General features: G+C 67.9%; 18 protein-coding genes, 4 tRNA genes and 1 pseudogene. 12 read left to right on the top strand and 11 right to left on the bottom strand.

Features of this window, described 5'->3' with window-relative positions; translation table 11 throughout:
* Positions 1-263: 263 nt before the first annotated feature.
* The 5 genes from VN779_RS03850 (at position 264) to VN779_RS03870 (ending at position 4,253) form a co-directional block, all read left to right on the top strand.
* Entirely contained in the window at positions 264-764 is a 501-nt protein-coding gene (locus VN779_RS03850; protein WP_325720187.1) for a SigE family RNA polymerase sigma factor, read from the top strand.
* 640 nt (positions 765-1,404) lie between these two features.
* Positions 1,405-2,286: a hypothetical protein gene (locus tag VN779_RS03855; protein ID WP_325720189.1), complete on the top strand. Its 882-nt coding sequence runs from the start codon at positions 1,405-1,407 to the stop codon at positions 2,284-2,286.
* Between the two features lie 3 nt (positions 2,287-2,289).
* Entirely contained in the window at positions 2,290-2,700 is a 411-nt protein-coding gene (locus tag VN779_RS03860) for a type II toxin-antitoxin system VapC family toxin (RefSeq protein WP_325720191.1), read from the top strand.
* A gap of 77 nt (positions 2,701-2,777) precedes the next feature.
* Positions 2,778-3,017, top strand: coding sequence for a hypothetical protein (locus VN779_RS03865; protein ID WP_325720193.1), 240 nt, complete (start codon positions 2,778-2,780; stop codon positions 3,015-3,017).
* 138 nt (positions 3,018-3,155) lie between these two features.
* Positions 3,156-4,253 (top strand): integrase core domain-containing protein, encoded by a 1,098-nt coding sequence (locus VN779_RS03870; protein WP_325720194.1) that lies wholly within the window; start codon positions 3,156-3,158, stop codon positions 4,251-4,253.
* A gap of 241 nt (positions 4,254-4,494) precedes the next feature.
* On the opposite strand, the gene VN779_RS03875 is transcribed toward VN779_RS03870, so the two are convergent.
* A tRNA-Lys gene (locus VN779_RS03875) sits at positions 4,495-4,569 on the bottom strand.
* Between the two features lie 306 nt (positions 4,570-4,875).
* On the opposite strand from VN779_RS03875, the gene VN779_RS03880 reads away from it, so the two are divergent.
* The 5 genes from VN779_RS03880 to hrpA all read left to right on the top strand — a co-directional run bounded on the left by VN779_RS03880 (position 4,876) and on the right by hrpA (position 10,108).
* Positions 4,876-4,948, top strand: a tRNA-Glu gene (locus tag VN779_RS03880).
* A 75-nt stretch (positions 4,949-5,023) separates the two neighbouring features.
* A tRNA-Asp gene (locus VN779_RS03885) sits at positions 5,024-5,098 on the top strand.
* A 53-nt stretch (positions 5,099-5,151) separates the two neighbouring features.
* Positions 5,152-5,225, top strand: a tRNA-Phe gene (locus VN779_RS03890).
* A 371-nt stretch (positions 5,226-5,596) separates the two neighbouring features.
* On the top strand, positions 5,597-5,953 hold the full coding sequence (locus VN779_RS03895; protein ID WP_325720196.1) for a hypothetical protein: 357 nt from the start codon (positions 5,597-5,599) through the stop codon (positions 5,951-5,953).
* A 102-nt stretch (positions 5,954-6,055) separates the two neighbouring features.
* Positions 6,056-10,108 (top strand): ATP-dependent RNA helicase HrpA, encoded by a 4,053-nt coding sequence (gene hrpA / locus VN779_RS03900; protein ID WP_325720198.1) that lies wholly within the window; start codon positions 6,056-6,058, stop codon positions 10,106-10,108.
* Positions 10,109-10,200: 92 nt separating this feature from the next.
* On the opposite strand, the gene bldC is transcribed toward hrpA, so the two are convergent.
* The gene (gene bldC / locus VN779_RS03905) at positions 10,201-10,407 is read right to left on the bottom strand and encodes a developmental transcriptional regulator BldC (RefSeq protein ID WP_325720199.1); all 207 of its coding nucleotides are present in this window, start codon (positions 10,405-10,407) and stop codon (positions 10,201-10,203) included.
* A 420-nt stretch (positions 10,408-10,827) separates the two neighbouring features.
* Here bldC and VN779_RS03910 point away from each other — a divergent pair, with 420 nt between their 5' ends.
* Both VN779_RS03910 and VN779_RS03915 read left to right on the top strand, forming a co-directional pair.
* Positions 10,828-11,976 (top strand): Glu/Leu/Phe/Val dehydrogenase, encoded by a 1,149-nt coding sequence (locus VN779_RS03910; RefSeq protein ID WP_325720200.1) that lies wholly within the window; start codon positions 10,828-10,830, stop codon positions 11,974-11,976.
* A gap of 434 nt (positions 11,977-12,410) precedes the next feature.
* Positions 12,411-12,686: a DUF3073 domain-containing protein gene (locus VN779_RS03915; protein ID WP_325720202.1), complete on the top strand. Its 276-nt coding sequence runs from the start codon at positions 12,411-12,413 to the stop codon at positions 12,684-12,686.
* 169 nt (positions 12,687-12,855) lie between these two features.
* Here the strand turns inward: VN779_RS03915 and purM are convergent, their stop codons facing one another.
* The 9 genes and pseudogenes from purM to VN779_RS03960 form a co-directional block, all read right to left on the bottom strand.
* Positions 12,856-13,938 carry a phosphoribosylformylglycinamidine cyclo-ligase gene (gene purM / locus VN779_RS03920; protein ID WP_325720204.1) on the bottom strand — a complete coding sequence of 361 codons (1,083 nt, stop codon included), beginning with the start codon at positions 13,936-13,938 and terminating at the stop codon, positions 12,856-12,858.
* Between the two features lie 38 nt (positions 13,939-13,976).
* Positions 13,977-15,470 carry an amidophosphoribosyltransferase gene (purF, locus tag VN779_RS03925; protein ID WP_325720206.1) on the bottom strand — a complete coding sequence of 498 codons (1,494 nt, stop codon included), beginning with the start codon at positions 15,468-15,470 and terminating at the stop codon, positions 13,977-13,979.
* A 150-nt stretch (positions 15,471-15,620) separates the two neighbouring features.
* On the bottom strand, positions 15,621-15,953 hold the full coding sequence (locus tag VN779_RS03930; protein ID WP_325720207.1) for a sterol carrier family protein: 333 nt from the start codon (positions 15,951-15,953) through the stop codon (positions 15,621-15,623).
* 17 nt (positions 15,954-15,970) lie between these two features.
* The gene (gene purL, locus VN779_RS03935) at positions 15,971-18,331 is read right to left on the bottom strand and encodes a phosphoribosylformylglycinamidine synthase subunit PurL (RefSeq protein WP_325720208.1); all 2,361 of its coding nucleotides are present in this window, start codon (positions 18,329-18,331) and stop codon (positions 15,971-15,973) included.
* On the bottom strand, positions 18,331-19,017 hold the full coding sequence (gene purQ, locus VN779_RS03940) for a phosphoribosylformylglycinamidine synthase subunit PurQ (RefSeq protein ID WP_325720209.1): 687 nt from the start codon (positions 19,015-19,017) through the stop codon (positions 18,331-18,333). The genes purL and purQ overlap by 1 nt, the downstream gene beginning before the upstream one ends.
* Positions 19,018-19,109: 92 nt before the next feature.
* Positions 19,110-19,355 (bottom strand): annotated as a pseudogene (gene purS, locus VN779_RS03945) (phosphoribosylformylglycinamidine synthase subunit PurS); the annotation flags it as partial.
* A 177-nt stretch (positions 19,356-19,532) separates the two neighbouring features.
* Entirely contained in the window at positions 19,533-20,582 is a 1,050-nt protein-coding gene (locus tag VN779_RS03950; protein WP_325720213.1) for a phosphoribosylaminoimidazolesuccinocarboxamide synthase, read from the bottom strand.
* Between the two features lies 1 nt (position 20,583).
* Positions 20,584-21,894 (bottom strand): adenylosuccinate lyase, encoded by a 1,311-nt coding sequence (gene purB, locus VN779_RS03955; RefSeq protein ID WP_325720215.1) that lies wholly within the window; start codon positions 21,892-21,894, stop codon positions 20,584-20,586.
* Positions 21,895-22,072: 178 nt separating this feature from the next.
* On the bottom strand, positions 22,073-23,356 hold the full coding sequence (locus tag VN779_RS03960) for a hypothetical protein (RefSeq protein ID WP_325720217.1): 1,284 nt from the start codon (positions 23,354-23,356) through the stop codon (positions 22,073-22,075).
* Between the last annotated feature and the right edge of the window lie 142 nt (positions 23,357-23,498).

A 23,498-nucleotide genomic window follows, 5' to 3' on the forward strand; every position in this document is an offset into this window, starting at 1 on the left:
CAGCGCCACGGCCGCTGTGGCGGCCAGCGCCGCCACCCGCGTGAGTCGAGACAATACCCTCATAATTTGAATCAGTTCCCCTCGTCCGCCCATGCCACAAGATGGCGATCCGTTACTGGATGAGCACGGAGGGGTAACAAAGTGCTTCCCCCGTCAGGCATCGCACGGTACTGTCATCGGGTCCGCCAGGGGGCCTCCGGTCTCACCCTGCAATAGGCATCGACCGGTCCGGCGGACTGCATCGACTTTCCGGGGGTTTGGCTGTGGGGACGACAGATGGGGACATTTCCGCCGAGTTCACTGAGTACGCACTCAAGGCGAGATCGCGACTGCAGCGGACCGCCTACCTGATGTGCGGGGACTGGCACCTCGCGGACGACCTGACGCAGGAAACGCTGATCACGCTTTACCGGCGGTGGGGAGCGCTCGACCCTGACATCGGCCCGGCCGCCTACGCGACACGGATCTTGGTCAACAAAGTGCGCAGATCCGCTAAGCGCGCGTGGCGGTCACGCGAGATCATGACGCCCCCACCCGACCTACCCGCACCGACATCGCAGGGCACCGAGAACCGTCAGGTGATCGTCAAGGCACTCTCCCGCCTCGGGCCCCGGCAACGCGCGATCGTCGTCCTGCGGTACTGGGAGGACATGAGCGTCGAGGAGACTGCGCGGTTGGTCGGGTGCACACGCGGCACGGTCACAAGTCAATCGCATCGAGCGCTGGCTACACTGCGGGCGCTTCTCGGCCCTATCGTGGGCTGACGGAACGATGACCATTCCATCCAACGCGGAAGGAGCCAGCGGTGGACGAGGAAGTTCGCCGGCTGCTCCGCCTGGTGGCAGAGGACGATACCCTTCCGCCCTCGGCCGTCAGCGACGCCGAACTGACCGGCAAGTGTCAAGCGGCACGCCGTCCCAGCCGTCGCGCACGCTCTTGGCGCACGGGCACCGCCGCGCTGCGGACCGCGATCACCGCCGTCAGAGCCGCGCGTCACCGCATCCTGTCCCAGGGCACCGGTCGTAGCAGCCAACGATAGATCGGGACACTCGCAATCTGCTTCCGACAGCAGCCGTTTCCCGAGTTGGTGGCTGCACCGGCATCGCCGATGTCGTTCGCCCGATACATGTCAGCCGGTGGATCAGGGTCTGGGCGACGTCGCGCACGAGGGCGAGCGTGGGAGACTCACGCCGCCAGGGCCTACCCCGCTCTCAGCGCTGAGTAAGCGCCCGGCTGCTGACCCAACTTTGGCCCGAACGGCTTGTTTTCGTCACGTCGACACGAACCATTGACGGGCACGGTCGTTACGATTCGACTAGGGCTTGCATCAAGTCTCTCGACAGGACGACTGGGTCTAGCCCACCATCAAACCCGAGGGATCTACCCCGGGGGGTGAAGGCGACCATGAGTACTGACGACCTGAGCATTCACGCCGTTGGCGCCTCTGTCGACGACGGCGCATTGTCGCTCGCCGAGCTCGCTCGCATCGCCGGCGGCATCCAGGCCGCCCTCGACAGAATCGCGATCGCCATGGGCGGCCGCACCGTCAGGCCCGGGCCGCGGTCAGCCGAGCTCGTAGGAGCAGTCCAGCTGGCCATCACCGGGCTGCGCAGCGGATCCGTCACCTTGGACCTGGCCAGGACTGGGCAGGCGACGATAGAAGGTGACCGCATCCTCGACGACGCGCTCGACGCGCTGGGCGACGGAGTGCGGCGCATCTCCACGAACACACCGGTCATGCCGGACCACTTCACCATGCCCCTGGTCAACGGTCTGAGAGATTTGGCCGGAGGGATCGCCCCGGGCAAGCTAAAGCGCATCGACCTGGTGCGGTCCGGCAAAGTGCTGTTCTCGATCGACGAACGCTTCCGTCGCGCCGTCCGCGAATTCGCGCAGGACGTGACCACCGAACCCGCGACCGTGGTCGGGCGCCTGCACATGGGCGACTTCTCTCCCGCCTCTCTACGCTGCCGCATCGACACCTACGCGGGCAGCATCCTGTGCGACTTCGACGACGAACTGAAAAACGCAGTCCTGGGCGGCATGGACGACATGGTGATGGCATCGGGAATGGCACAGCTGCAGCCGGACGGTTCTACGATCCGCACGCTGCACCTGACCAAGCTCGAAACTCTGCCCAGCGCGACGCCCAAGACGCTGGAACAACTGGCCCGCGAACAGGGGATCGGCCCGGTGCATTCTCTCGACGAACTCTCCGGCGAGCCGATCCCGCCGGATGAGTTCGAAGCGTTCCTAGCCGCCCTCGGCCGGAGCCGGGAGGGGTGACCAGTGACCAACGAGGTCGTGGTCGACACCGATGCATTCTCGAACCTCTGGCAGAAGACGGGCAATCATCAGGCGTACGCGCAGGCGATCGTCGGCCACATCCCCGTGCTCAGTTTCGCCACAGTCGCAGAAGCACGGTTCGGCGCCGCGAAAAAGGGCTGGGGTGCGCGCCGAGTCGCCGATTTAGGGGAAGCGATCCGACGCTACGTCATCGCGCCATACGACGCGTCGATGCCCGTCCTCTGGGGGACACTGCGCGCGCAGGCCCAGACGCTTGGGCATCCCCTGGGACAGGACAGCCAGATCAACGACCTGTGGATCGCGGCCACAGCGATCTACTATCAAGCGCCGCTACTGACCGGAAACCGGCGCCACTTCGAGAACTTCCCAGGCCTAAGCCTGCTCACGCCCTAGCCGCCCTACGCCGCGATGACGAGCGTCGTACACCGGGCAACTGCGATGCACCCTGGGTTCCGTCGGCGGCTGAAGGCTTGATCCACCTAGACCGACGCTTTCGCTGGGCCTGGTTCTGGATGTTCACCATCGGCCAGATCGGAGCACTGCTCTACTTGTGGAGCGAGCCCGAGCCCCTGTTCATGCCGCTCGGCCGCTCACCCGCGCGCGTGCGCGCTCATCGACCCACCGCCGGGGGCACGGGCTGCCTGTTCTCGATCGCCTCGACGCTCCTCGCCAGCGTGGCCGGCCCGCTGATACTGCACCTCATGAACTGAAGCCCAGACCGGGACCCTGAGGGTGCCGGGAATGTCGTCCGGGCAGGTCGGAGATGGTTCTTTCCGCTGCGCACTGAACCGTGGCGGTGCCGCGATTCTCTGCGTGCCGCGGTCATCACTGCGGCAGGATGACCGTTCGTGCTGGTGCGCCTGGCCTATCTCGCGGTGAGCAACGCCTTCTCGGCCCTTCGGCTGCTGCCAAAGGGCGACCGCGAGAAGGACATCGAGATCCTGTCATTGCGCCAGCAGATCACGGTCCTACAGCGCCAGCTCGCCGGTACCAGACCAGCGCTCGATCCGGCTGACCGAGCATTTCTTGCCGCGCTGCTGGCACCACTGCCACGCGAGTCGCTGCGACGCCTTCGGCTGATCGTGCACCCGGATACCGTGCTGCGCTGGCACCGTGATCTGGTCAGGCGGCGCCATGCCGAGCGAAGCAGGCCAAAACGTCCCGGCCGGCCGCGCACCGTTGCCTCGATCCGGCGGCTGGTGCTGCGCTTGGTGCACGAGAACCCCGCCTGGGGCTACAGGCGCGTTCACGGCGAGCTGGCGATGCTGGGCATCAAGATAGCGGCCTCGACGGTGTGGCAGATCCTCAAGGACGCCGGGATCGATCCGGCACCCGAACGAGCGGCCACCACCTGGGGCGCGTTCCTGCGCAGCCAAGCCGAAGGCATCCTTGCCTGCGACTTCCTCGAGACCTTCACACTCAGTGGGCAGCGCCAGTGCGTGCTGGCCGTGATCGAGCACGCCACCCGGCGCGTTCGCATCCTGGGCGCGACCGCGCACCCCACCGCCGCGTGGGTCACCCAGGCCGCGCGCAATCTGGTGATGGACCTACAGGATGCGGGCATCACAGTCAGGTATCTGATCCGCGATCACGACGCGAAGTTCCCCGCCCGCTTCGACGAAGTCCTCGCCGACGCGGGCATCGCGGTCGTGCTCACCGGGATCCGGATGCCGCGGATGAACGCCGTGATGGAGCGCTGGGTGCGCACCTGCCGACGCGAACTGGTGGACCGCACGTTGATCTGGAACCAGGCTCACCTATTGCGCGCCCTGCGCGAGTTCGAGAGTCATTACAACGAGCATCGTCCGCACCGAACGCTGCGTCAGTCCGCGCCGCTGCATACCGCGCCCGAACCGATCACCGACCAGGCTCGGATCATCGAACTCGACGTCCGAAGACACGACCGTGTTGGCGGAGTACTCCACGAGTACGAACATGCCGCCTGACCAGCACGGACGAATAGTCGGCACCTACAGGGGCTCACTGCCCGGCAGGCGGCTGATCAGCTCGGTCATGCGAAGGTGCCGATGACCCAAGATCGCTATTTCGGTCGGGGCGTGGCCAAGACCGGGGCAGCAGGGGTCTTGGAGGGCTTCGGCACGCCGAAACTAGTCGCGACCAAAACTGGGGGAAAACTGGGGGCGGCGGCCGGTTGCCGTAGGGCTTTAGGCCGATGACCTGGGGCTATGGTGGGGCGCGTGGGACTCGAACCCACAACCTACGGATTAAAAGTCCGCTACTCTGCCATTGAGCTAGCGCCCCTTGCCGCCAAGCGTAGCCAACTCGGCGGGTCGTTGGGTAACGAGTTGCGGACGGCGCGGCAACGTCGTAAGGGTGACGTAAGGCGTCACACAGGTCACGCCTGCGGGAGGCGCGGGCATCGCAACGGCAGTCAGCGCACCCCGCCGCGAGAGAGCGGTGGGCGCACGCCGGGCGTGGTCCGCCCAGGTGGTCACCGTGCGATCCCAGTCGCGCAATCGTTTTGCCGAGGCTGCCACCCGTCCCGTATGCTCTACGAGTCCCCAACGGACGGACGTCCGGGGGAAACCGGGTCTCCTTCGAGGACTCGGCCCCATCGTCTAGCGGCCTAGGACACCGCCCTTTCAAGGCGGCGGCGCGGGTTCGAATCCCGTTGGGGCTACGACCGGAGACGGTTGGATCGGCAGATCATGGCAGCCGCAGGTGGCGTGCTAGGATCGCCGGGCCGAACAAGCAAGGTCCTGTGGAGCAGCTAGGAGTGCTCGTCACCCTGTCAAGGTGAAGGTCGCGGGTTCGAATCCCGTCAGGACCGCTCGGAGCAGCCGGGCGTTGCGGATGATTTCCGTGGCGCCCGTCGGCATCCGGGGCCAGGTAGCTCAGTTGGTACGAGCGACCGCCTGAAAAGCGGTAGGTCGGCGGTTCGACCCCGCCCCTGGCCACAACAGCGCACAGCAACGCAAGTCACTCGTTTCGAGCGGTTGCGCCGCGTGTGACGCAACACAGGAGTCCGGGACAGGTACCCGGGCTCCTTTCGTATTTCTTGGGCTGGAGTGCCGTGGCGGCGAGTGCTGCGCGGTCCGTGCGCGTTGGCCGGACGCGGTCGCGTCGGTGTCGTTCGGTGCGCTCGATCTCGGCCGCAGAGTGTTGGTCTCTGTCTCAGGATCTTGAGTGCTAGTCAGACTTGTTAGTACACATGGGTTGCATTGCGTGACGTGGCGACGCCTCGGCGGTTGCTCAGTGCGAGTCCGGTCGCGTCTTCCGAATCGCGGGGACCGGGCCCGTTCACACCGTTCATTCTGGAGGAACCCCCATGCGCAAGCTGTTCGCGTTCGCGACGATCACCGGGGTCGCGCTCGCCACCCCGCTGATGGCCTCTGCCCCGGCGATGGCCGACGACGACGGTCCGCTCATCACCGTTGGCGAGGGCGCGTGCGTGGCCCCGTGGCACTGGGACGGCCCCCTCAACGTCCTGACCCACGACACCGACTACTCGGCGTGCAACGCCCAGTCCGTCCACGAGCACAAGGCCGGCCAGATCGCCGGCGTGCTGGACGACTCGTGCATCGCGCCGTGGTACTGGACCGGCCCGGGCGATGTCCTGACCGGCTTTTTCGACGGGCCGGACGCGGGCCAGTACACCGCTTGCAACGGCAGCAACATGCCGTAAGGCAGGCGGAACCAGGGCACACGCCCACCCGACGACCTTGGATTGCGGCCCGGCCGTTAATCCAAGGTCGTTTCCGTTTTGGGCACCTATGCTTGACGGGTTATGGCAAGCGCGCGTTCCCTCCCTTCTCTTCCCTCCTCCGTCGCCGACGTGCAGACAGCGGGTCACGCTCCCGGCTCGGGCTCGGGCTCTGGCTCTGGCTCGGGATCCGGCTCAGCCCCACGCCGAGGTGCCAATGCGTCGGCGGCGCTGGACGATCTGCGTGCGCGGCTCGGCGAGGTCTCGCTGCGGGACGAGGCACGGCTGCGACGTCGCCTTGACGGGGCACGCAAGGCCAGGCGGCCCGAGGCGATAGCCGCGATCCGGACGCAGGTCACAGAGCAGATCGACGCGGCCGCGGCCCGGGTTGAGGCCCGGCGGGCGAACGTGCCGGCGATCAGCTATCCGGAGCAGTTGCCGGTCAGCCAGAAGCGCGATGAGATCCTGGCCGCGATCCGTGACCACCAGGTCGTGATCATCGCGGGAGAGACCGGCTCCGGCAAGACCACTCAGCTGCCGAAGATCTGTCTCGAGCTGGGACGCGGCGTGCGCGGCGTCATCGGACACACTCAGCCGCGGCGACTGGCGGCGCGCACTGTCGCCGAGCGGATCGCCGAGGAGCTAAAGACGCCGCTGGGGTCGGCGGTGGGCTACAAGGTCCGGTTCACGGATCACAGCAGCGACCAGACCAACGTCAAGCTGATGACGGACGGCATTCTGCTGGCCGAGCTGCAACACGACCGCGAGCTGCTGCAGTACGACACGCTGATCATCGACGAGGCGCACGAGCGAAGTCTGAACATTGACTTCATCCTCGGCTACCTCAAGCAACTGCTGCCCCGGCGCCCGGATCTGAAGGTGATCATCACCTCCGCGACGATCGATCCGGCGCGGTTCGCAGAGCACTTCGCCACTACACAGCAAGGTCAGACTGTCAGGGCACCGATCGTCGAGGTATCGGGTCGGACGTACCCGGTCGAGGTTCGATACCGGCCAATCGTGGATCTCGAGGATCCAGACGGGGACGCCGACCGAGACCAGGTCCAGGCGATCTGCGACGCCGTCGACGAGCTGGAGCGCGAGGCGCCGGGAGACGTGCTGGTCTTCCTCAGCGGGGAGCGGGAGATCCGCGATACCGCGGACGCGCTGGGGCGGATGAACTTGAGGAACACCGAGGTGCTGCCGCTGTTCGCGCGGCTCTCCACGGCGGAGCAGCACCGAGTCTTTCAGCCGCACACCGGTCGGCGGATCGTGTTGGCGACGAACGTGGCGGAGACGTCGCTAACCGTCCCAGGCATCAAATACGTCGTTGACCCGGGCACGGCGCGCATCTCCCGCTACAGTCATCGGCTCAAGGTCCAGCGACTGCCGATCGAACCCGTCTCGCAGGCTTCTGCGAACCAGCGTGCCGGGCGATGCGGCCGGACGTCGGATGGCGTGTGTATCCGGCTCTACTCGGAGACGGATTTCGCGGGGCGTCCGCAGTTCACTGAACCCGAGATCCTGCGCACGAACCTGGCTTCCGTGATCCTGCAGATGACCTCGATCGGGCTGGGGGACATCGCGGCGTTCCCCTTCGTCGAGGCACCGGACCGCCGCAATGTGCGCGATGGCATGGATCTGCTGCACGAGCTCGGCGCGATCGAGGCGCCAGAGCCGGGCGGGCAGCCGAAGCTCACGGACGTCGGGCGCAAGCTCGCCCGGCTGCCGGTCGACCCGCGCCTGGCCCGCATGGTGATCGAGGCCGCGAACACCGGCTGCGTCAACGAGGTGCTGGTGATCGCGGCGGCGCTGTCCATTCAGGATCCGCGGGAGCGGCCCGCGGAGAAGCAGCAGGCTGCGACGCAGTCGCACGCCCGCTTCGTGGACAAGGAACAGCAGTCTGACTTCCTGACCTACCTGCGGCTGTGGGATTATCTGCGCGAGAAGCAGCGCGAGCTTTCCTCCAACCAGTTCCGCAAGCTGTGCAAGAACGAGTTCCTGCATTACCTGCGCGTGCGCGAGTGGCAGGACCTGCATTCGCAACTGCGGCAGGTAGCGAAGGATCTCGGGGCCACGACGAACTCGGCGGCAGCCGATGCGGAGCTGGTGCACAAGGCTGTACTAAGCGGCTTGCTCTCACACATCGGGACGTATGAGCCGGAGAAGCGAGAGTACGTCGGGGCGCGTAACGCACACTTCGCGGTCTTTCCCGGCTCCTCGCTGTTCAAGAAGTCGCCGCGCTGGCTCATGGCGGCCGAACTCGTCGAGACCTCGCGGCTGTGGGCCCGCGTCGCCGCCCGCATCGAACCGGAGTGGGCCGAAGACCTGGCCGCGCACCTGGTCAAGCGCAGCTACAGCGAGCCGCACTGGTCACGCGATCAAGGCGCGGTGCTCGCCTACGAGAAGGTCACGCTGTACGGCCTGCCGATCGTCGCTCAACGCCGCGTCAACTACGGCCGCATCGATCCGGAGCTGAGCCGCGAGCTGTTCATCCGGCACGCCCTCGTGCAGGGCGAGTGGCGTACCCACCACGAGTTCTTCGCGCGCAACCGCAAGCTGCTCGAAGAAGTCGAGGAGCTGGAGAACCGGGCGCGACGCCGCGACATCGCCGTGCACGACGACACCATCTTCGCGTTCTACGACCAGCGGGTCGGTGAGGACGTGGTCTCGGCCGCGCACTTCGACCGCTGGTGGAAGGAGATCAAGCGGGAGAAGCCGGAACTGCTCAACTTCGACCGGGCAATGCTGGTCAACCAGAACGCCGGGGCGGTGCTCGAGGACGACTACCCGGACCACTGGCGGCAGGGACGGCTGCGGTTCCAGCTGACCTATCAGTTCGAGCCGGGCGCGGACGCGGACGGCGTTACCGTGCACATCCCGCTCACTGTGCTCAATCAGGTCGAGCCGGACGGCTTCGACTGGCAGATTCCAGGTCTGCGCGAGGAGCTGGTCACCGAGCTGATCCGCTCCCTGCCCAAACCGATCAGGCGCAGTTTCGTGCCGGCGCCGAACTATGCGAAGGCGCTGCTCGAGCGGCTGCCGGCGCGTGAGGGCTCGCTACTGGACGGCCTTGAGCGGGAGATGCGCCGGATGGGCGCGCCGGGTCTGGAGCGTTCGGACTGGGATCTGGACCGGGTACCGGACCATCTGAAGATGACCTTCCGGATTCTGGACGAGCGCGGGAAGAGGCTCGCCGAGGACAAGGACCTGGAAGCGCTCAAGTTGCGGCTGAAGGCGAAGGTGCGCGAGTCGATCTCGGCCGCCGCCGACGACCTCGAGCGCACCGGCCTGCGGACCTGGGAGTTCGGCACACTCGCGCGCACCTTCGAGGAGCGGCGCCATGGTGTGTCGATGAAGGCGTATCCGGCGCTGGTCGACGAAGGTGGCTCGGTCGGCGTGAAGCTGCTGGACACGCCCGAGGAGCAGGAGGCGGCGATGCGGCTCGGGACGCGTCGGCTGCTCCTGCTGAACGTCGTCTCGCCGACCCGCTCGATGCTCGCGGTGCTGGACAACCGGGAGAAGCTGGCGCTGGGCACGAACCCGTATGGCCCGGTACCGAAGCTGTTTGAGGATTGCGTCGCATGCGCGGCCGACTACCTGATCGATCGTCACGGCGGACCGGCCTGGGACACCGAGTCCTTCGCACAGCTGCGCGACAAGGTGCGTGCGGAGCTGGCGGAGACCGCGGAGAGGGTCGTGAAGCTCGTCGCGGAGATCCTGGCCGCGGCCCACGAGCTGGACCGACGGTTGCGCGGTACGGCGAGCCTGTCGTTGCTTCAGTCGCTCAACGATGCCCGTATGCAGCTGGGGCGATTGGTGCAGCCGGGATTCATCTCGGACACCGGTTACGAACAGCTCGCGCAGTTACCGCGCTACTTGCGTGCCCTGGGCTATCGGCTCGACAAGATGATCGACGATCCATACCGCGATCAAGCCAATCTGGCGAAGATCCAGCAACTGGACGAGGAGTACGAAGCGGCACTGGCGCGGGTACCGCGTGGACGCCGTCCAGACCCTCAGTTGCGGCAGGCGCGCTGGATGCTTGAGGAGCTACGGGTCAGCCTGTTCGCACAACAGTTGGGGACGGCTTACCCCGTGTCAGAAAAGCGCGTGCGCAAGGCGCTTGGCTCCTGACCGGAGGCAGCACGAAGCCGATCCGCGCGGGGCTTCCCACGCGGACCGGCTCAGTGTGACTCCGTGTGTTGCCGGTGTTCCCGTTGTGGCGGTTAGGCCTCGGTGCGCTGTGCCGGAATCCCGGCCAGCAGCGCCCGCACCTCAGCCTCGCGGTATCGGCGGTGCCCGCCGAGGGTGCGAATCGAGGTGAGCTTGCCGGCCTTGGCCCAGCGGGTCACCGTCTTCGGGTCCACCCGGAACATCGTCGCGACCTCAGCCGGGGTCAGCAGCGGCTCCGCCTCAGGCGTACGCGCGGTCATGAACGGCCTCCTCCAAGTGAACGGGACGCCCCGCGCCCCGATTCGGTTGGATCCTCCCCGATGGCCCGTCATGCCCGTGCTGTCTGCTTTTGGGCGTGTCGGTGATCGGACGAACGTCTTGTCGTTCAAGAACTAGAACTACACCATCCGGAGCGGTTTGGCGGCGAAGTCTATGAAATCGATACACAGGACCCACAACTTCGCCGAAACACCCGAGCCCGTCATTTGCGGACAGTAGCGACACGGTGACGGCTCGTCACGCGCAGTACTCCCCGCAGGAATCCCGGTAGCGAACCGGACAAGTCGTGACAGGATATGGATCCGCACTGGCTGGGGGAAGCCCCGGTGCGCGCTGAACGGCTCGGGCGGTTCTACGCTGGGCGCAGGCTTGACTGCGCACTCGAAAAGGAGTCCCGAGCAGTGACCAACACCGTCGCCACAAGCGCCCCGGTACCCACGCCTTCCCCGTCCCCCTTCCAGACCGACGGTCCCGAACAGGTTGTCTACTGCCACGACGAACCGAGCGGGCTGCGGGCGATCATCGCGATCCACTCGACCGCGCTCGGCCCGGCTCTCGGCGGAACCCGCTTCTATCCCTACCCGAACGAGGCCGAGGCCCTGGCCGACGTGCTGAACCTGGCCCGCGGCATGGCGTACAAGAACGCCCTGGCCGGGCTCGATCTCGGCGGCGGCAAGGCGGTGATCATCGGCGACCCCGCCACCGACAAGAGCGAGGCGCTGCTGCGCGCCTACGGCCGGTTCGTGCAGTCCCTGGGCGGCCGCTACTACACCGCCTGCGACGTGGGCACCTACGTTCCGGACATGGACATGGTGGCCCGCGAGTGCGAGTTCGTTACCGGCCGCTCGCCGGAGAACGGCGGGGCCGGCGACTCGTCGATCCTGACCGCGGCCGGAGTCTTCCACGGCATGCGCGCCTGCGCCCAGGCCACCTGGGGCGAGCCGACCCTGGCTGACCGCCGGGTCGGAATCGCCGGAGTGGGCAAGGTCGGACGACACCTGATCACTCATCTGCTCGAGGACGGTGCACGGATCACGGTCACCGACGTGAACTCGGCCGCGCTCGACTGGGTGCGCCGCAACCACCCCGAGGTCAAGATCGCCGACTCGACCGAGGCGCTGATCACGTCCGGGCTCGATGTCTACGCGCCGTGCGCGCTCGGCGGAGCGCTGGACGACGAGACGGTCGCCACCTTGTCTGCCTCGATCGTCTGCGGCGCAGCCAACAACCAGCTCGCGCACCCCGGCATCGACAAGGCACTGGCCGATCGCGGCGTGCTGTACGCCCCTGACTACCTGGTGAACGCCGGGGGCGTCATCCAGGTCGGCGACGAGGCGGCGCACTTGCACCGCGGCGGCTTCTCCTTCGAGCGGGCACGCAAGCGGGCCGAGGGGATCTTCGACACGATGCTGAGCATCCTGAAGCTCTCCGGCGAGGAGGGTGTGCCGCCGGCGGCGGCCGCGGACCGGCTCGCGGAGAACCGGATGCGGAACGTGTCACGGCTGCGCGGCATCCTCCTGCCGGACGCCACACACGCCCGCGGAAACTAGCCAGAACTAGCGGAATACAGCTGGAACTAGCCGGAATGGGCGGTTTCCACGCGGCAGCCTGCGACACACGTCCCGCAGACCTTCCGACCGCTGTGTTACCGCTAAGGCACTGACTGTGGCTGGCGTCGGACCGGGCGATCCTCGGAACCGGCGCCGCCACGGCCGTCCGGATCGTTCTTCGACGCCGCCGTGTCCGTGTGCCAAATCGACCTGGTACGCCGCCGCACTGTATCCTCGTGCGAGGTGTCCCTATCCCCGCTGAATCAAATCGCGCCTCGCGTGGCGTACCGATCCGGCGGGGAACCAGGTACCTTTAACTTTGTGACCGGTCCCGCGATCCCCACCGAGGCGCCGGTCGCAGAAGTGACTGCTGTCATTGATCATGTGTCGAGACCCGGGGCCGATAGCGCCCCGTCGTTGAGGGGGTCGAGCCAATGGGGCGCGGCCGGGCCAAGGCCAAGCAGACGAGGGTCGCCCGCCAGCTGAAGTACAGCGGCGGTGCGACTGATCTAGATCGTCTGCGGTCTGAACTGGGCGTCGGGGATTCGCGGACGAACGGCGCCGAGGACCACGACCTCGACGAGCGCTACGCGACCTGGGCGGACCAGGACGACGAAGACGACGACGAGGAAGAAGAAGAGGACGAGGAGGACGAAAGTCCTTATCGGCCACATCAGGGGAGCAACGGCAGCCGTCATCGCGCCGGGTAGTTCTCAAGGGCGCTCGACTCCGAGTCGAGCGCCTGCTTTTTGTTCGGACTTCGGCGGACGTTGTGCTGCCGGAGTCTGGTTACCGCGGCGAGAGTCGGCGTTACAGCGCCGTCGGCGCGTCGCGCTACTGCGTTAGATCAGTCACACCGCGAACGGATCTGAGCCGGGCTCAGCTCGGGTACACACCGTCTAGGGTGGCGGCGCCTGGCGCGTCGGCACCAGCTCCCCGCTCTATAGCACCCAGCAGCCAGGCGTCCTGCTCCAGCTCGCGCAGCGCCGCGAGCGTCGCGTCCACAGCGTCGGCCGGCACGACCGCCACCATGCCGACACCCATGTTCAAGGTGCGCTCCAGTTCCACCCCGGCCACCTGCCCGACCGCGCCGACCAGTTCGAACACCGGCGCTGGGCGCCAGGTCGAACGGTCGAGCCGGGCGTGCAGGCCGGTCGGGATCACCCGGGCCAGGTTGGCGGCCAGGCCGCCGCCGGTGATGTGCGCGTAGGCGTGCACATCGACCCGCCGGGCCAGCTCCAGGCACGTCAGCGCGTAGATCCGGGTGGGTTCCAGCAGTTCTTCGCCGAGGGTGCGGCCGAGGTCCGGGACCTGACGATCCAGCGACCAGCCAGCCTGGTTCAGCAGCACGTGCCGGACCAGCGAGTACCCGTTCGAGTGCAGTCCGGAGGAGGCCAGCGCGATCACCGCGTCGCCCTCCCGGATGCGGTCCGGGCCAAGCAGGGCGTCCGCCTCGACGACGCCGGTCGCGGCGCCCGCGACGTCGTACTCGTCGGGGTCGAGCAGACCGGGGTGTTCCGCCGTCTCGCCGCCGATCAGCGCGCAACCTGCCTGCACGCACGCCTCCGCGATGCCACGCACGATGGCCGCGATCCGCTCGGGCACGACCTTGCCGGTAGCCACGTAGTCGGTCATGAACAGCGGCTCGGCGCCACACACGACCAGGTCGTCTACGACCATGCCGACCAGATCGAAGCCGATGGTGTGGTGTACGTCCATGCGCTGCGCGATGGCCACCTTGGTGCCGACGCCGTCGGTGGACGTGGCCAGCAGCGGCCGCCGGTACGCGGTCAGCTTCGAGGCGTCGAACAGGCCGGCGAAGCCGCCGAGCCCGCCGAGGACCTCGGGCCGGGTAGCCTTGGCGACCCACTGCTTCATCAGCTCGACCGCGCGGTCGCCGGCCTCGATGTCGACGCCGGCCGCCGCGTAGGTCGCGCCGCCGGGACGGGGGGTGTCGGTCACAGTCGTTCCTTCGTCGGCCGCGAGCGGCGGGGTGACGGTCAGGGCCGGGCGAGGGCGGAGGCCGCGGCGGCGGGCACTTCCAGCAGGTGTTTGCCGCGCTGTTCCGCATCCGGCAGCTGGACCGGGTAGACCCCGTCGAAGCAGGCACGGCACAGCCGATCGGCCGGGATCGTGGTGGACTCGATCATGCCATCGAGGGAGATGTAGCCGAGCGAGTCGGCGCCCAGGGAGGCGGCGATCTCCTCGGTGCTCAGGCCGTTGGCGATCAGCTCGGCGCGGGTGGCGAAGTCGATGCCGTAGAAGCACGGCCACTTCACCGGCGGAGAGGAGATCCGGATGTGCACCTCTAGTGCGCCCGCCTCACGCAGCATCCGTACGAGAGCGCGCTGCGTGTTACCGCGCACGATCGAGTCATCTACCACGACGAGCCGTTTGCCCTCGATGACCTCACGCAGCGGGTTGAGCTTGAGGCGGATGCCGAGCTGACGGATCGTCTGACTCGGCTGGATGAAGGTGCGGCCGACGTAGGCGTTCTTGACCAGGCCTTGGCCGTAAGGGATGCCGGATTGCTCGGCGTATCCGATCGCGGCAGGAGTCCCGGATTCGGGGGTCGGGATGACCAGGTCGGCCTCGACCGGGTACTCCCGGGCCAGCCGTCGGCCCATCTCGACGCGCGAGGCGTTGACGGAGCGTCCGGCGATGGTCGTGTCGGGGCGGGCGAGGTAGACGTACTCGAAAACGCAGCCCTTGGGCTCGGGCACGGCAAAGCGGCGGCTGCGCAGGCCGTTTTCGTCGACGGCGATCAGCTCACCGGGCTCGACTTCACGGACATACGAGGCGCCGACGATGTCGAGCGCAGCGGTCTCGCTGGCCACGACATAGCCGCGTTCCAGCCGGCCGAGCACCAGCGGTCGGATGCCCTGCGGGTCGCGGGCGGCGTAGAGGGTGCTCTCATCCATGAAGACCAGCGAGAACGCGCCGCGCACGCGGGGCAGGATGTCCGCGGCGGCGTCCTCGATCGACTGGCCGGTCTGGCTGGCCAGCAGTTCGGTCATCAGGTCGCTGTCCGAGGTGGCGCCGCGGTCCTTGCCGATCAGCTCGCCGTTGGCCCGGGCCGCGGAGACCAGGCGGGCCAGTTCGGCGGTGTTGGTCAGGTTGCCGTTGTGGCCGAGCGCCAGCGCGCCGTGCTCGGTGGCGCGGAAGGTCGGCTGGGCGTTCTCCCAGACCGAGGAGCCGGTGGTGGAGTAGCGGGTGTGGCCGATCGCCAGGTGGCCCTGCAGCGAGCCGAGCGTGGCCTCGTCGAAGACCTGGGAGACCAGGCCCATGTCCTTGTAGACCAGGATCTGGGTGCCGTTGGACACGGCGATGCCAGCCGACTCCTGGCCGCGGTGCTGGAGGGCGTAGAGACCGAAGTACGAGAGCTTGGCGACTTCCTCTCCCGGTGCCCACACTCCGAAGACTCCGCAGGCGTCCTGCGGGCCTTTTTCGTCGGGGAAGATTTCGTGAGAGAGACGTCCATCAGGGCGAGTCACGCTTCCAGCTTACGTGATCGTCGGACGCTTTCGGACCGTCGGTTTGTATCGCCGCCAGATCGTCGGTTGATATCACCGCGTCAACCAGATGTGACACCCAGCGAGACGGGACCTGCTCTCATCCGATCGTGTCGGACTGTGTTCGGCCGTTCACGGGAACGGTAGGTACGCGGACAGGTCACTGCGCGGCCCGCTGGCGTTGATCCGGCCGGTGGCCACGCCCTGCGTCCAGTCGAGCTCGCCGAGCGCGAGATCGAGCCAGGCGGTCGCGTCGAGTTCGACCACGTTCGGCGGCGTGCCGCGAGTGTGCCGCGGTCCCTCGACACACTGCACGGCGACAAACGGGGGCACCCGCAACTCGACGCTGTGCCCCGGCGTCTGCTCCGCGAAGGCCCGGACGCTGGCCTTGATCAGCGCACCGAGCGCCGCCCGGTCACCAGGGGTGAGCCCGGCGCGGGCGGCGCTCAATTCCTCACGGTTCATCGGCTTCTGATCGTGGCTCAGCCGAAGAGGGCCGGGAATGTGCGGGTGTGCGCGCGGCGCAGTTCGTCCAGGGGGAGGGAGAAGTGGCCCTGCACTTCGACCGCGTCGCCGTCGACCACGCCGATCCGCGCGACCGGCAGCCCGCGGAACCGGCACATGTCGGTGAACCGCAATTCCTCGCTGCGCGGCACAGCGACGATGGCCCGGCCCGCCGATTCGGAGAAGAGGGCGACGAACGGATCGCCATTCACCTGATCGAGCACTGTTTCCGGCAACACGACGCGGGCGCCGCGTCCGCCCCGGAGCGCTGACTCGACGATCGCCTGGATCAGTCCGCCGTCGGACAGGTCGTGCGCGGCCGAGAGCATCCCGTCGCGGGAACCCGCGATCAGCACTTCGGCGAGCAGCCGCTCCCGTTCCAGGTCGACCTTGGGCGGCAAGCCACCGAGGTGACCGTGCACGACGTGCGCCCACTCCGAGCCGCCGAACTCGTCGCGGGTGTCACCGAGCAGCAGCAGGATGTCGCCGTCCTGCTCGAAGGCGAGGCGGATGCGTCGGGTGACGTCGTCGATCACGCCGAGGACGCCGACGATCGGCGTCGGGTGGATCGCTTGCGATCCAGGCCCGCCGGCGCTTGAGGCAGAACGCTGTGTCTGGTTGTAGAACGAGACATTGCCGCCGGTGACCGGGGTGCCGAGCACCAGGCAAGCGTCGGCCAGGCCGCGGGTCGCCTCGGCGAACTGCCACATGACCTCGGGGTCCTCGGGGGAGCCGAAGTTGAGGCAGTCGGTGACGGCGAGCGGGCGGGCACCGGTGGCGGCGACGTTGCGGTACGCCTCGGCGAGCGCAAGCTGGGCGCCGGTATACGGGTCGAGCTTGGTGTAGCGGCCGTTTCCATCGGTGGCCAGCGCGATGCCGAGGTTGGATTCCTCGTCGAGGCGCAGCATCCCGGAGTCCTCGCCGTGCGCTAGGACCGTGTTACCGCGCACTCGGTGGTCGTACTGTTCGAGCACCCAGCGCTTGTCCGCGAGGTTCGGGCTGGCTAGCAGCCGCAGCACCGTCTCGCGCAGCTCTTCGCCGGTCTTCGGCCGGCTGAGCGAGTCGGGTGTGTCGGCTTGGAGCCCGTCCTGCCAGTCCGGCCGGTGATACGGGCGGTGGTAGACCGGGCCCTGGTGCGCGAGGGTCCGTGGGTCGACGTCGACGATCGTCGCGCCATGCCAGGTCATCCGCAGCCGACCGGTGTCGGTGACTGTGCCGATGACGGTCGCGGTGACGTCCCACTTCTCGCAGAGTTCGAAGAAGCGCTCGACGTTGGCGGGGGTGACCACCGCCATCATCCGCTCCTGCGACTCGCTCATCAGGATCTCTTCGGGCACCAGCGTCGCGTCTCGCAGCGGGGCGAGGTCGAGTTGGACGTCCATGCCGCCCACGCCCGCGCTCACCATGCCCGCGGCCGCGAGTTCAGTGGTCGCGCAAGACAGGCCGGCCGCGCCGAGGTCCTGGATGCCGACCACCAGGTCCTCGGCGAAGATCTCCAGGCAGCACTCGATCAGCACCTTCTCCATGAAGGGGTCGCCGACCTGGACCGAGGGGCGCTTGGAGGGGCGGCCGTCGTCGAAGGTGGCCGAGGCGAGCACCGAGGCGCCGCCGATCCCGTCGCCGCCGGTGCGAGCGCCGAACAGCACCACCTTGTTGCCGGGGCCGTGCGCCTGGGCGAGCTTGATCTCGCTCTTCTTCATCACGCCGACCGCGAGCGCGTTCACCAGCGGATTGCCCGCGTAGCAGGGGTCGAAGACGACTTCGCCGCCGATATTGGGCAGGCCGAGCGAGTTGCCGTACCCGCCGATGCCGCGCACCACGCCCGGAAGCACGCGATGCGTGTCCGGGGCGTCGGCCGCGCCGAATCGCAACGGGTCCATGACCGCGATCGGCCGGGCGCCCATGGTCAGGATGTCGCGGACGATGCCGCCGACGCCGGTGGCCGCACCCTGATACGGCTCGACGTAGGACGGGTGGTTGTGCGACTCGATCTTGAAGGTGACGGCGAGGTCGCCGCCGACATCCACGACTCCGGCGTTCTCCCCCGGTCCGACGAGCAGGAAGTCGACCTCGGGGGCCTTCTCGCCGAACTGCTTGAGGTGCACCTTCGAGGATTTGTAGGAGCAGTGCTCGGACCACATGACCGAGTACATCGCCAGCTCGGAAGAGGTGGGCCGGCGGCCGAGGATCTCCCGGATGCGGTCATACTCGTCGGGCTTTACGCCAAGTGCCGCGTAAGGCTGCTCGGTCTCTGGCGTCGCGGCGGCGTTCTCGACGGTGTCCGCCGTGTACTGGTGCGCGGTCGAGGTGTTCTGCGCAGGACTGGGCTGAGTAGTCATCAGGCGGCCACCAGCTGCTTGAGGATCGAGGTGAAGAAGGGCAGCCCGTCGGTCGCGGGGCCGGGATAGGGACCGGTCAGTTCTTCAACCGCGTGCTCCGGATGCGGCATGAGGCCGACGACGTTGCCTGCCGCGTTGGCGATCCCGGCGATGTCCCGAGCCGAACCGTTCGGATTGTCCAGATACCGCGCGACGATCCGGCCCTCGGCGGCCAGCTCGTCGAGCGTGTGCTCGTCGGCGGTGAAGCGGCCTTCGCCGTTCTTGATTGGGATCAGGATCTCTTGACCGACCGCGTAGTCGGCTGTCCACGCAGTGGTCGTGGATTCGATGCGCAGTCGCTCATCGCGGTTGATGAAGAGCAGCCCGCCATTGCGGATCAGCGCACCGGGCAGCAGGTGTGACTCGCAGAGCACTTGGAAGCCGTTGCAGATGCCGAGCACGGGCAGACCTTCCCGCGCCCCGGTGATGACCGCTTCCATCACCGGCGAGAAGCGGGCGATGGCTCCGGCCCGCAGGTAGTCGCCGTAGGAGAAGCCGCCCGGAAGGATGACCGCGTCGACCTGGTGCAGGTCGGCGTCGCGGTGCCAGAGTGCGACCGGCTCTGCGCCGACGAGGGCGACGGCCCGCAGCGCGTCCTGATCGTCCTGGCTACCTGGGAAGGTAACCACACCGATGCGCGCGGACATCAGCTGGCCGCCTGCTCGGTCACGGCTGCAGAGGGCGCGGTGCCATGTGCCGTAGCGGCGGAAGCCGGGGAGGCGGCTGACGCCGAGTCCAAAGCGGTGTCGAACCGCACGTCGAACTGCTCGATGACCGTGTTCGCGAGCAGCCTTTCGGCGATCTCGCGAGCCCGAGCCAGCGCGGCGTCGTCCGCCGGGCCGGCCAGTTCGATCTCGAAGCGCTTGCCTTGGCGCACGTCCACGATGCCGTCGAAGCCCAGCCGGGGCAGTGCCCGCTGCACGGCCTGTCCTTGAGGATCGAGGATTTCCGGCTTAAGCATGACGTCGACCACGACACGTGCCATGTGCACTCCCACTTGTGTCTGCAACGGCTCTCGGCAGCCCACGGCCGCGGGCTGTCCTGCTGTTGGCGGTAGGACAAAGCCTACCTGGGCGCGACCAATGGACCTGCCGCGCTGATCCCGGTCGGCTGCGTACAGCCGACCGGGGGCTCAACCGCGCCAGCCCGCTGTGGCCCGCGGCTACTGGAAGCGGCGGCCGGTGAGCCGCTCGTACGCCTCCACGTACCGATCGCGGGTCCGCTCCACCACCTGATCAGGCAACGGAGGCGGCGGCTGATCGGATTTCGGGTCCCAACCAGACTCGGGCGAGGTCAGCCAATCGCGGACGAACTGCTTGTCGAACGACTGCTGCGAGCGTCCGGGCTGCCACCGGTCGGCGGGCCAGAACCGGGACGAGTCCGGAGTGAGCACCTCGTCGGCGAGCACGATCGTGCCGTCTGGCCGCCTGCCGAACTCGAACTTCGTGTCCGCCAGGATGATGCCGCGGTCCAGCGCGATGTCCCGAGCCGCCGCGTACACACTCAGGGTGAGACGGCGCAGTTCCTCGGCGACGGCCGCGCCCGTGCGGCTGGCGACCTCACCGAAGGAGATGTTCTCGTCATGCTCGCCAAGCTCGGCTTTGGCCGCAGGGGTGAACACTGGCTCGTCCAGGCGCGAGCCGTCCACCAGCCCTTCGGGGAGCGGGAGTCCGCACACGGTGCCGGACACCCGGTACTCGGCGAGCCCCGAACCGGTCAGGTAACCGCGGGCCACGCACTCGATCAGCAGCATGTCGAGCCGTTCGCAGAGCATCGAGCGTCCGCGTAGCGCCTCGACGTCGCCGGCCAGTTCTGCCGGGTACTGCTCGGGATCAGCCGAGATCACGTGATTGGGAACCAGATCCGCCAGCCGCTCGAACCACCAGAGCGAGAGCTGGGTCAGGATCCGGCCCTTGTCCGGGATCGGGGTGTCCAGGACGTGATCGAAGGCTGAGATCCGGTCGGAGGCGACCAGGAGCAGCCGGTCGCCGACGGCGTAGAGTTCGCGGATCTTCCCGGATCCCAGGTGCACCGCGCCGGTGACCGGCGCGCCACTGCTCGCCGGACCGCCGCTCAGCGCGCCACCAGTCGCCGCGTTGGTAGTCGCCGCGTTGCTAGTAACCGTGCTGCTGGTTGTTTCCTGGGTCGTTGTCGCTTGCGTCGTCTGCCCTGACGCCGGATCGGACGCTGCGGAGTGCGGAGTCGCCGTCATCTCAGGTCAGCTCCGCCAGCCGGTCGAACATGCCGGAGAGATTCGCCACGAAGCGCTCCGGGCGGCACGCTTCGTCGAGCCGGGCCTCGTCGATCTTCAGGCCCGCCGTCGCCGCTTCTTCGCGCAGCGTTTCCCGGAACGGGCGCCCGGTCTCCCAGGTCTTCATCGCGGCACGCTGGGTGAGCGGGTACGCCTCGGTGTCGCGGGCCAGCCCCATCTCGATCAGCTCCAGCAGCACGGTGGAGGTGTAGATCAGGCCGCCGGTCGATTCGAGGTTCACCTTCATCCGGTCGGCGTCCACGACCAGTCCGCTCATCAGGCGGATCGTCAGATTGAGCATGTAATCCAAGCCGGCGGCGGCGTCCGGCAGCGCCACTCGCTCGGTGGAGGAGTGCGAGATGTCCCGCTCGTGCCACAGCGGGATGCCCTCCATGACCGGCACGACCTGGGCGCGCACGATGCGCGCGAGGCCGGCCAGCCGCTCCGACATGATCGGGTTCTTCTTGTGCGGCATCGCGGAGGAGCCCTTCTGGCCCTTACCAAAGGGTTCCCAAAGCTCCCGCACTTCGGTGCGCTGCCCGTGCCGCACTTCCAGGGCGATGGCCTCGAGCACGGTGGCCATCACGGCCAGCGCGCAGACCCACTCGGAGATCCCGTCCCGGATGACCACCTGGGTCGAGACCTCCGCCGCCTTGAGCCCGAGCTTTTCCGCTACGTAGCGCTCCACGGCCGGATCGATATTCGAGTACGTACCGACCGCTCCGGAGATCGCCATGACGCCTACCGCTGCGCGCGCGGTGCGGATCCGGTCGCGCGACCGCGCGACCGCATAGGCGAAGTCCGCTACCCGATGGCCCCACACGTCCGGCTCGCCGTGGATGCCGTGCGTACGCCCGACGCGCAGCGTGCCGCGGTGCGCGAGGGCATGGTCCCGGAGCACCGCCACGAGCCGATCCGACTTAGCCAGGATCAGATCGGTCGCCTCCACCAGCTGGAGCGCGAGGGCCGTGTCGAGCAGGTCCGAGGAAGTCATCCCGAAGTGCACGTAGGCGGCGGCCTCGCGCGGTTCGGTGTTGTCTGCCCAGGCGGACAGGAACGCGATCACGTCGTGCTGGGTGACCGCCTCGATCTCGGCGACCGCCTCCGGCGTCGGGGCGGGTGCTTTGCGCACGGCTTCCAGCGCGTCGGCCGGCACCGTTCCGGCGGCGGCGTGCGCTTCCATGACCAGGGTCTCGACCTGGCACCACAGCTCGTATTTGTGGGCCTCGCTCCACACGCGGCCCATTTCCGGGAGGGTGTACCGTCCGATCACGGCGGACTGCTCCTTATCAACAGGTTCAGCGGGACAGACCTGGCCCGCCGAACTCCATTCTCCATGAGCGCAAGTGGCCGCGCGGATTTCATCGTGAACCTGTGCATAAAGGCTGTGGATAACTGGTGCCCTAAGCAGATTTCCGCAGGTCGAGATGATCGCCGCCGCAAAGGATAGTTCAGGCCCGCAATCCACCGGCGTGTGCGATCCAGTCCCGCAGCGCGGCGAAATCGGCATTGTCCAACAGGCCATGGACAAGCTCGTCGACCGGCACGACGTGCCCGGCACGGTCGCGCAGGATGACCCCGTCCAGCCAGTCCACATCCCAGCAGGCGAGTCTGAGGTCCACCAAGCCGCACTGCACCACGGCACGCAGGCCGGCGGCCAGTTCGCCGGAGCCGTGCGGCCTGGCGTCGGCTTCGAGCAGCGCGCGGACCTTGGCGATCAAGGGATGATCCGGAGCGTCCGCGGCCTCCGCTCGCAGCGCCGGCTCGGCGACGGTGGCCACATAGCGCGACCACGGCAGTTGTTGATCGATCCGCTGTCCCTCGTAGACGAGCGGCGCGAGCGCCGAGACTGCGCGGTCCACATCACCCGGCTCGTCGAGCAGGTCGCAGGCCGGGCGCTCGGTCAGCCGGTCCGCGAGCCCGACCCCGACCCGGTCGCGCTGGCCGAGTTCGGTGAGCGCGGCCACGAGCGCGGCATTCAACGTCTCCGGCGCTTGCCCACGGCGCCAGGCCGGCATGGCGAGCCTGGTCAGCAGGCGATCCCAGCCGACGGCGACCAACCCGGCCTGTTCGTGCGCGTACACACGGCTCGCCGGCTCGACGATGCGGGCCCGTTCCGCCGCCGCGGCACCGATCGCTCGCTCCATGGCCTCGGCGCGAATCCGGCAGGCCTCGGCGACCGCGACGATGACGGTACGCGGCCAAGGCGGGAAGCCGTGCACTTCGGCGATATCGAGTCTGCGCACGAGCTTGCGGGCTCGGCCTATGAGGGTGTCGTGCGCGGCGTCCATACCGGCGAGCACTGGAGCGAGCAACCCGCGCAACTCACTGACGCGCAGCCACCACAGGAACGGCGCACCGATGACCAGAACTGGGCCCTCCGGTCGCGGCTCGAGCCAGGCGTCGCAGTCTGGAGACAGCTCAAGGCCGACCGGTTCGCTCACACCGAGAGCCGCGGTCACTTGACGTACCGCAAGCATCAGTTCGCCGTAGCCGCCCTCCGTCGGAGCGACCGTGGGTGAAAGCGGCGGCACGATGCGATGGAAGCGAAGCAGTGGCCAAACGCAGAGCGCAGCTATCAGCACCGTGACGGTTAGGCCGATCGGGAGGGGCAGCACGGCAAGAGCGGCGGCCGACGCGGCTCCGGCGGCAGCGATCCAGCAACCCACGGCCAGCCGGCAGATCCGCGTGATGGCGCGGGCCTGGCGGACGGCGCTGGTCGAGGCCGCAGTCAAGCGTGCTCACCCCGAATCCTGAACGCAGGATCGCCGGACCGCCGGGCGTGCCTCCGCGGCCCGACCGACAGGTCCTGGCTGCTCAGTTCGCCGGTCGCGCCGCCGATCGGCCATCGCGATCCGCGGTGGCCGAGCGTGTGAA

This window comes from Actinocrinis sp. (assembly GCF_035605935.1).
Classification (GTDB): Bacteria; Actinomycetota; Actinomycetes; order Streptomycetales; family Catenulisporaceae; genus Actinocrinis.